This window comes from Phenylobacterium sp. (assembly GCF_025351295.1).
Classification (GTDB): Bacteria; Pseudomonadota; Alphaproteobacteria; order Caulobacterales; family Caulobacteraceae; genus Phenylobacterium.
In genome coordinates this window covers 1-8448 of the sequence record NZ_JANXWD010000035.1, presented here as the reverse complement: position 1 = coordinate 8448, position 8448 = coordinate 1, and the positions used below count along the sequence as shown (strand labels likewise).

Here is an 8448-nt window from a genome sequence, read left to right as displayed (position 1 = left end):
GTGATGCCGTCGGCGGTGCCGGCGACCTTGAAGTCCATGTCGCCGAGGTGGTCTTCGTCACCCAGGATGTCGGAGAGCACGGCGAAGCCGTCCTTTTCCAGGATCAGGCCCATGGCGATGCCGGAGACCGGCTTCTTCAGGGGCACGCCCGCATCCATCAGGGCCAGTGAGGAGCCGCAGACCGAGGCCATCGAGGACGAGCCGTTCGACTCGAAGATCTCGGAGACCAGGCGGATGGTGTAGGGGAAGTCCTCATAGGCCGGCAGCATCGGACGGATCGCCCGCCACGCCAGCTTACCGTGGCCCACTTCACGGCGGCCTGGCGCGCCCATGCGGCCCGTTTCCCCGACCGAGAAGGGGGGGAAATTGTAGTGCAGCATGAACTTCTCATAGTACTTGCCGTCGAGGGCATCCATGAGCTGCTCGTCGTCGCCGGTGCCCAGGGTGGCCACGACCAGGGCCTGGGTTTCGCCGCGGGTGAACAGGGCCGAGCCGTGGGCCCGGCTGAGCACGCCCACTTCCGACACGATCTGGCGCACCTGGTCGACCTTGCGGCCGTCGATGCGGATGCCGGTGTCCAGGATGTTGCGGCGGACGACGTCGGCTTCCAGTTCCTTGAACACCCCGCCCAGCTTGTCGTGCGCGATGCCGGCCGGATTGGCTTCCGACTTGCCGAACTTCTCGGTGGCCTTGGCCTTGGCCTTGCCGACCGCGTCCTGGCGTTCGCCCTTGGCCACGATCTTGTAGGCGGCGGCCAGGTCCTTGCCGATCAGCGTCTTCACGTCGGCCTTGATGGCGTCGGTGTCGTCGGGCTGGAAGTCGAAGGGCTCCTTGGCGGAGTGGTCGGCCAGTTCGATGATCGCCTGGATCACCGGCTGCATGCCGCGGTGCGCGAACATCACGCCCTTCAGCACGTCGTCTTCCGACATCTCCTGGATCTCGGACTCGACCATCATGACCGCGTCGTCGGTGCCGGCGACCACCAGGTCCATCCGGCTTTCCTTCATCTGGTCGATGGTCGGGTTCAGCACGTACTCACCGTCGACGAAGCCGACGCGGGCGCCGCCGATCGGGCCCATGAAGGGCGCCCCGGAGATCACCAGGGCGGCCGAGGCGGCCACCAGGGCGACGATATCGGGGTCGTTCTCGAGGTCGTGGGCCAGGACGGTGCAGACGACCTGCACTTCGTTCTTGAAGCCCTTGACGAACAGCGGGCGGATCGGACGGTCGATCAGGCGGCTGGTGAGGGTTTCCTTCTGCGAGGGCGCGCCCTCGCGGCGGGGGAAGCTGCCGGGGATCTTGCCCGCGGCGTAGAACTTCTCCTGATAGTTCACGGTCAGCGGGAAGAAGTCCTGGCCGGGCTTCGCGCTCTTGGCGAAGACGGCGGTGGCCAGCACCATGGTCTCGCCGTAGGTGGCCAGCACCGCGCCGTCAGCCTGACGGGCCATGCGGCCGGTTTCGAGCGTCAGCGTCTTGCCGCCCCACTCGATGGTCTTGCGTTTGATGTCGAACATTTCTCTTCTTTCTCAGCCCGTGGGCGTATTCCCGGCGGGCGCGGACAGGGGATCGCGGTAGGCGAATCCTCTCCAGTGAACAGGCGGGTTGAGGGATTTCCCTCGGCGTGTGTGGGCCCCTCTACAAGGGTCCCGGTCGCCGCATCGGTCCTCCGGCCTGTCGCGGGGAGCGGCGAAAACAGAACTCGAACCCGCCGCCCCGGCCACAGGACCAGGGAGCGGTTTGCGAGCGAGACTAGCGGCGCAGGCCGAGGGTCTCGATCAGCTTCTGATAGCGGTCCAGGTCGGACGTCTTCAGGTGGTCCAGGAGCGACCGGCGGGCGGAGACCATCTTCAACAGGCCCCGGCGCGAGTGGTTGTCCTTCTTGTGCATCTTGAAGTGTTCGGTGAGGTTCGTGATCCGTTCGGTCATGATCGCCACCTGGACTTCGGCGCTGCCCGTGTCCGCTTCGCCGCGGGCATGGGACTTGATGACTTCGGCTTTGCGTTCGGCCGTGATCGACATCGGGTTTCTCCGCTCTTCAAAGGTTGAAGACCCGCGAGGGTTCGAGCCGACCCGCACGCATCTCGCAGAGCGCGACCATCGATCCGCCCGCCATGGCCGAAACGGTGCGAGAGCCCGGCTTGAGCCTGGCCTTCACCGCTTCCACCTGTCGGGGACCGAGAACGATCGACCGTCCCTGCTTCAATCGGAAGGCGTCTTCGTCGGTCACGGCCAGCACCGGGATGTCGTCCAGTGCGGTCTCGACCGGAAGGAGTGTCTCCGATTGGCGGGCCTCATAGCCCAAATCCCCAAGCATTTCCAGCGTTACCGCCGTCGCCTCGGTGAACCGGCCCACGCGGGTGCGGCGAAGCGCGCTGACGTGGCCACACGCGCCCAGCGCATCGGCCAGGTCGCGGACGATGGCGCGGACATAGGTACCCTTGCCGCATTCGATCTCGATGGTGACGTGGTCGGCGTCGTTCGGGCCCTCGGCGACCCGCGCCGAATGGACGTTCACCTTGCGCGACGCCAGTTCCACCGGCTCGCCGGCGCGGGCCAGGTCGTAGGCCCGCTCGCCGTCCACCTTGATCGCCGAATAGGCCGGCGGGACCTGGTCGATCTCGCCGACGAAGGCCGGCAGGGCGGCCTCGACCTGCGCCACCGTCGGGCGGACGTCGGACTCGGCGACGATGTCACCCTCGCGGTCATAGGTCGCGGTCGTGCGGCCCCAGGCGATGGTGAAGCGATAGGCCTTGTCGGCGTCCACCAGGAACGGAACCGTCTTGGTCGCCTCGCCCAGGGCGATGGGCAGGATGCCGGTGGCCAGCGGGTCCAGGGTGCCGGCGTGGCCGGCCTTCTGGGCGTCGAACAGCCGGCGGACACGGCTCACCGCATAGGTCGAGGTCAGGTCGTAGGACTTGTCGAGGTTGATCCAGCCCGAGATCGCCTGGCCCTTCTTGCGGCGACCCATCAGTCCTCGTCCTTCCACGAGTCCGAGGGCTCGTCGGGGGTCAGGTCCTGGCGCACCTTGGGATCGTCGAACAGCCGCGCCATCCGCGCGGCCTCCGTGAAGCTCTCGTCGTGGCGGAACAGCAGCTCGGGCGTGAAGCGCAGCTCGATGGCACGGCCCAGGTGGCCGCGGACGAACTTGGCATGGCGGTTGAGCGCCTCGGTCACCGCCGCGGCGTTCCCGCCGCCCAGCGGCTCCACGAACACCGTGGCGTGGCGCAGGTCGGGGTTCACCCGCACCTCGGTGACGGTCACCGAGACCCCGGCCAGGACCGGATCGTTGATCTCTTCCGTCCGGAAGATCTCCACCAGGGCGTGACGCACCAGCTCGCCGGCCCGCAGCTGGCGCTGCGTCGGGCCCTTCGGCGCCGCCCGGGCAGGGGTGTAGGGACGTTTCATGGGAGTTCAGCCTCGCACCCTGGCCGGCGGATCGGACGCCCGAGCAGGAAAGCGGCGGCTTCTAGTTCATCCATCGACAGGTGTCATCCCGGTTTTGCCGCAGCCAAGGACCGTGATGACACCCGTTGGTCGGCGCGAGTTCCAGGGCTGCCGCCGGGGGGCTCGGGGCGAACCCCCCGACACCAGACCCTATTTGGGCGCCGGCGCCGGCGTCTGAGCGGCGGCCTTGGCCCGATCGGCCGCCGCCTTGGCTTCGGCCGCCTTCATATGGACGTGAGCGGCGGCCTTCTCCTTCTCCGCGGCGGCGTGTTTGGCGGCGCTTGCCGCATGCGCCTTCTTGTAAGCCGCGTGGGCGGCGGCCTTCTTCTGATCCGCCGCCGCATCCTGGGCGCTGACGGCGGCGTGGGCCTTCTTGGCCGCCGCGTGGGCGGCGACCGCCTTCTGGTCGGCCGTCGCGTCCGCGGCGTTGGTGGCGGCTTCGGCCTTCTTGGCGGCGGTATGCGCGGCGGCCTTCTTCTGCTCAGCCGCGGCGTGTTCCGCGGCCTGGGCCGCGTGCTGCTGCTTCGCGGTCTCGACCGAAGTCGGAGGCAGCGTTTGGGGCGAGGGGGTCTGGGCGCTGGCGACGCCCGCGGTCAGGGCGAGCGCGGACACGGCGCCCAGAGTCATGTGGAGGAATTTCATCGGATGTTCCTTTGAAGCGGGATGGAGATCGCAGGAAACGCCACTGGGCCTGAACCTCGTCCGCTTCATGAGCTACAGGCGCCGTTCATACGGCGGCCGCTTGTGCAACGCGCCAACCGGCCTGCCGGGCTCAGGCGCCCGTCGTTCTATCCTTGAGGAACTGGATCACCGGTTGCTCGGCCGCCGTCGTCGGCCCCGGTCGGCCTCAGATGCAGGGTCAGCACCGGGTGCGGCGCGCGCCGGCTGGACAGGATCGCGGCCCCACCGCAGGATCGACGGCGGGCTGCGGGGGTTTGGGCCATTTTCAAGACGTTGCTGTTCAGCTTCAACGGGCGGATTCGCCAGTCACAGTGGTGGCTGGTCCAGCTTGGCCTGCTCGTCGTGGGGTTCGTGACCCTTGTTCTGGCAGGCGTTGTGGTCGCCCCGATCGGTCTGAAGGAAACCCTGGTTACGCAGCTGACATTCGGCCTGTTGGCCGGTGCAGTGGCCGCGGCCTTAACCTGGATCAACCTGGCGACCAGCGCCAAGCGCTTCCATGACCAGGACCTCTCCGGCTGGTTCTATCTGATCAGCTTCGTTCCGGTGATTGGCAGCATCATCGTCCTGGGCCTGCTGGGCTTCCGCGACAGCCGCCACGGGGCCAATCGGTTCGGCGCTTCCGCCAAGTACCCAAACCTCGCCGCCGCCGCCGCCCTGTTCGACTGACGTAAGCCGGCGCGCGCCGATCCCCTGTGCGCGATCAGGCCGCCCCGGTCCGCTCGCGGAAGAACTGGATCACCCGTTGCTCGGCCGCCTTCGACGGACCGGTCTCCTTCAGGTGCAGGGTCAGGACCGAGTGCGGCGGGATGAACGCCGGCTTGGCGTCTTCATCCTCCAACTCGATGGCCTCGAAGCGGTCCCCGAACTCGCGGCGATAAGTTTCGAAGCGGGCGTCCGGCGTCAGGACGTCGCTCTTGAAACGCAGGCCGATCACCGACAGGTCCTCGGCGTTCATCCGGTCGCGCACGCAGGCGATCTCGCCGGGGGACAGCGCGATCTCGGCCTCCCGGGCGGCGTTGTTGCGGGTGATCGGCAGCGACGGCTGCGACAGCACCGGGGCCACCACCGACGGATCGGTCATCATCGCCAGCGCGAAGTTGCCGGTGAAACACATGCCCACCGCGCCCACGCCCCGGCCGCCGCACTCGGCGTGCGCCTGCCGCGCCAGGGCCCGCAGCCAGTCGACCACCGGGCTGGAGCGGTCGCCGCGCCAGACATAGAACTCACGCCGCATGCACAGCACGCCCAGCGCCGTGGTCAGGGCATACGACTTGCCGGCCGGCTTGCCCGGGGTCCCGAAGAAGCTGGGGCAGAAGGCGGTCATCCCCGCGGCCGCCACGCGGTCGGCGAAGCGCACCACCAGCGGGTGCAGCCCCGGCATCTCGTGCATGACGATCACGCCCGGCCCGGCGCCGCGCCGATAGACCGGGTAGGTCCGCCCGCCATGCGTGAACTCGAACTTCGAATAGGCTGCGAGCGCCGCCTCGTACGCCATGCCATCCCCCGGTTACTGGGGGCAGCTTAGGACGATCAACCCTTGAGGCGCAGCATGGAAACGTCGCCCTCGAAGCCGGAAAGCTTCCAATGCCCGTCCGGCGCCTTGGTGAAGTCCAGCAGGCAGGGTCCGTCCTTCTTGGAGATCGCGCAGATCCGCCCGTCAGGCAGCTGCCGCAGCGCCTGGGAGATCGCCAGGATGTTGGGGATCTTGGTCGCCGGCGTGTAGCCGTAGTGTTCCGCCACCGCCTTGAACACCTTGGGCTGGACCACGCTTTCGCCGACCAAGTCCGCCAGGCTGGGCGCGAGCAGGGCCGCCACGCCGGAGAGGCGCTTGTCCTTGCTGGCCCGCTCGACCAGCCGCCCCTGGATCTCGTGCTTCAGCGCCTTGCGGTCCACCAGGCTGTCGAAGGTCGCCCGGTCCTCGTCGCGGATCGAGATCAGCAGGGCATGGACGTCGCCGGCCGCGGGCAGCTTCTGCACCGTGGCGCAGGCTGAGAGCGACAGGGCGAGAACGGCGGCGAGGAGCGGGAGGCGGCGCATGGCGTTCCGAGGTCTAGGTCGACGGGATGGCGATATCACGGCGGCCATTTCAGGCTCGAGGCAATAGCCCTCACTCCGTCAACGCGTGACGCGCGCGATCGGCAGCACGGCCGCAACGCCCCCTCCACCCCTTCACCATCTCCCCCTCCCCCGCAAGCGGGTGAGGAACAGAGTCGATCCAGTTCCTCACCCGTGAAAACCGGGGAGGGGGACCGCGGAGCGGTGGAGGGGGCGCTCGGGCCGGACTCAGCGCGCGCCGCTACAGCGAACGCCTCACCTCTTCGAGGGTGAAGCACTCGATGGTGTCGCCGGCCTTGATGTCCTGGAAGCCCTGGAAGGCCATGCCGCATTCCTGGCCGGAGGGCACTTCGTTGACCTCGTCCTTGAAGCGCTTGAGCGTCTGCAGGGTGCCCAGTTCGAGAACCACGATGTCCTGGCGGATGATCCGGACCCGCGCGCCCTTGCGGACCACGCCCTCGACGACCCGGCAGCCGGCCACGCGGCCGATCTTCGAGATGTCGAAGGCCTGCAGAACTTCGGCGTTGCCGAGGAAGGTTTCCCGCTGGATCGGGGCCAGCATGCCGGAGAGCACGCCTTTGATGTCGTCGATCAGGTCGTAGATGATCGCGTAGTAACGGATCTCCACGCCCTCGCGCTCGGCCAGCGCCTGGGCCTGTTTCGAGGCGCGGACGTTGAAGCCGAGGATCGGCGAATTGGCGCCCTTGGCCAGCATCACGTCGCTCTCGCTGATCGCCCCGGCGCCCGACAGGATGATCCGCGCGCGGACCTCCTCGTGCGCCAGCTTGTCCAGCGAGCCGACGATGGCCTCGGCCGAGCCCTGCACGTCCGCCTTGATGATCAGCGGCAGCTCGGAGACCTTCTTGTCCGCCAGGCGCGCCATCATGTCGGCCAGGCTGGCGCCCTGCATCGGGGAGCCGGTCTTCTCGCGCTTGACGCGGACACGGTAGTCGGTGAGCTCGCGGGCGCGGGCTTCGTTCTCGACGACGGCGAACGGCTCGCCGGGCGACGGGGTGCCGTCCAGGCCGAGGATTTCCACCGGCACCGACGGGCCCGCCGAGTCCAGTTGTTCGCCGCGCTCGTTGAGCAGGGCGCGCACGCGGCCGAAGGTGTCGCCGGCCACGACGATGTCGCCGCGCTTCAGGGTGCCGCGCTTGACCAGTACGGTGGAGACGGCGCCGCGCCCACGGTCCAGCTTGGCTTCGATCACCATGCCGTCGGCGGTGCGGTCGGGGTTGGCCTTCAGGTCCAGGACCTCGGCCTGCAGCAGGATGCCTTCGATCAGGTCGTCGAGGCCCAGCTTCTCCTTGGCGGAGACCTGGATCGCCTGGGTGTCGCCGCCCAGGCTCTCGACCACGATCTCGTGCTGCAGCAGTTCGTTGATCACCCGGGTCGGATCGGCGCCCGGCTTGTCGATCTTGTTGATCGCCACGATGATCGGCGCGCCGGCGGCCTTGGCGTGATTGATCGCCTCGATGGTCTGGGGCATCACGCCGTCGTCCGCCGCCACCACCAGCACCACGATGTCCGTGACATTCGCGCCGCGCATCCGCATGGCGGAGAAGGCGGCGTGGCCGGGGGTGTCGAGGAAGGTGACCGCCTGGCCGTCGGGCAGCCGGACCTGGTAGGCGCCGATGTGCTGGGTGATGCCGCCGTGCTCGCCCGACACCACATCGGAGGAGCGCAGCGCGTCCAGCAGCGAGGTCTTGCCGTGGTCGACGTGGCCCATGACGGTGACCACCGGCGGCCGCGGCAGCAGGTGATCGTCGACATCCTCGGCCTTGATGAAGCCCTCTTCGACGTCGGCTTCGGACACGCGGCGCACGGTGTGGCCGAACTCGGTGGCCACCAGCTCGGCGGTGTCGTTGTCGATGACGTCGTTGATCTTCAACATCACGCCCTGACGCATCAGGAACTTGATAATCTCGACGCCGCGCACGGCCATGCGGTTGGCAAGCTCGCTCACCGTGATGACGTCGGGGATGACGACCTCGCGGGCCACGCGCGCCTGCTCCTGGCCGCTGCCCTTGCGCTTTTCACGTTCGCGTTCGCGGGCGCGGCGCACCGAGGCGAGGCTGCGCATCCGCTCGGCGCCGTCGGCGTCTCCGGCCACGGTCTGGATGGTCAGGCGGCCTTCGCGGCGGGTCGGCGCGCCCTTGGCGCGGCTGATCGCCTTGCCCGGGCCGGCGTCGCGGCGGCTGCGGTCGTCCAACGCACGACGCCCGGACCGATGAGGCCGTCGCAAGCGGCGCACAGCACCACCGTCGT

General features: G+C 68.4%; 9 protein-coding genes. 1 reads left to right on the top strand and 8 read right to left on the bottom strand.

The window, feature by feature from the left end; genetic code table 11:
• The 5 genes from pnp to Q0R13_RS05170 all read right to left on the bottom strand — a co-directional run.
• The coding region (gene pnp, locus Q0R13_RS05190) for a polyribonucleotide nucleotidyltransferase (RefSeq protein WP_293900492.1) at positions 1-1514 on the bottom strand (1514 nt) is incomplete at its 3' end.
• Positions 1515-1749: 235 nt separating this feature from the next.
• Entirely contained in the window at positions 1750-2019 is a 270-nt protein-coding gene (gene rpsO, locus Q0R13_RS05185; RefSeq protein WP_293900489.1) for a 30S ribosomal protein S15, read from the bottom strand.
• A 16-nt stretch (positions 2020-2035) separates the two neighbouring features.
• Positions 2036-2968 carry a tRNA pseudouridine(55) synthase TruB gene (gene truB / locus Q0R13_RS05180; protein WP_293900486.1) on the bottom strand — a complete coding sequence of 311 codons (933 nt, stop codon included), beginning with the start codon at positions 2966-2968 and terminating at the stop codon, positions 2036-2038.
• The gene (gene rbfA, locus Q0R13_RS05175; RefSeq protein ID WP_293900483.1) at positions 2968-3405 is read right to left on the bottom strand and encodes a 30S ribosome-binding factor RbfA; all 438 of its coding nucleotides are present in this window, start codon (positions 3403-3405) and stop codon (positions 2968-2970) included. Before rbfA ends, truB begins: the two co-directional genes overlap by 1 nt.
• 189 nt (positions 3406-3594) lie before the next feature.
• Entirely contained in the window at positions 3595-4086 is a 492-nt protein-coding gene (locus tag Q0R13_RS05170; protein WP_293900480.1) for a hypothetical protein, read from the bottom strand.
• A 312-nt stretch (positions 4087-4398) separates the two neighbouring features.
• Here Q0R13_RS05170 and Q0R13_RS05165 point away from each other — a divergent pair, with 312 nt between their 5' ends.
• Entirely contained in the window at positions 4399-4791 is a 393-nt protein-coding gene (locus Q0R13_RS05165) for a DUF805 domain-containing protein (RefSeq protein WP_293900477.1), read from the top strand.
• Positions 4792-4825: 34 nt separating this feature from the next.
• Here Q0R13_RS05165 and Q0R13_RS05160 read toward each other — a convergent pair whose 3' ends face one another.
• The 3 genes from Q0R13_RS05160 to infB all read right to left on the bottom strand — a co-directional run.
• Positions 4826-5620 (bottom strand): dienelactone hydrolase family protein, encoded by a 795-nt coding sequence (locus Q0R13_RS05160; protein WP_293900474.1) that lies wholly within the window; start codon positions 5618-5620, stop codon positions 4826-4828.
• Between the two features lie 35 nt (positions 5621-5655).
• Positions 5656-6162 (bottom strand): DUF2939 domain-containing protein, encoded by a 507-nt coding sequence (locus Q0R13_RS05155; protein WP_293900471.1) that lies wholly within the window; start codon positions 6160-6162, stop codon positions 5656-5658.
• Between the two features lie 259 nt (positions 6163-6421).
• Positions 6422-8448 (bottom strand): translation initiation factor IF-2 (infB, locus tag Q0R13_RS05150; protein ID WP_293900468.1); only part of this gene is annotated, 2027 nt, incomplete at its 5' end.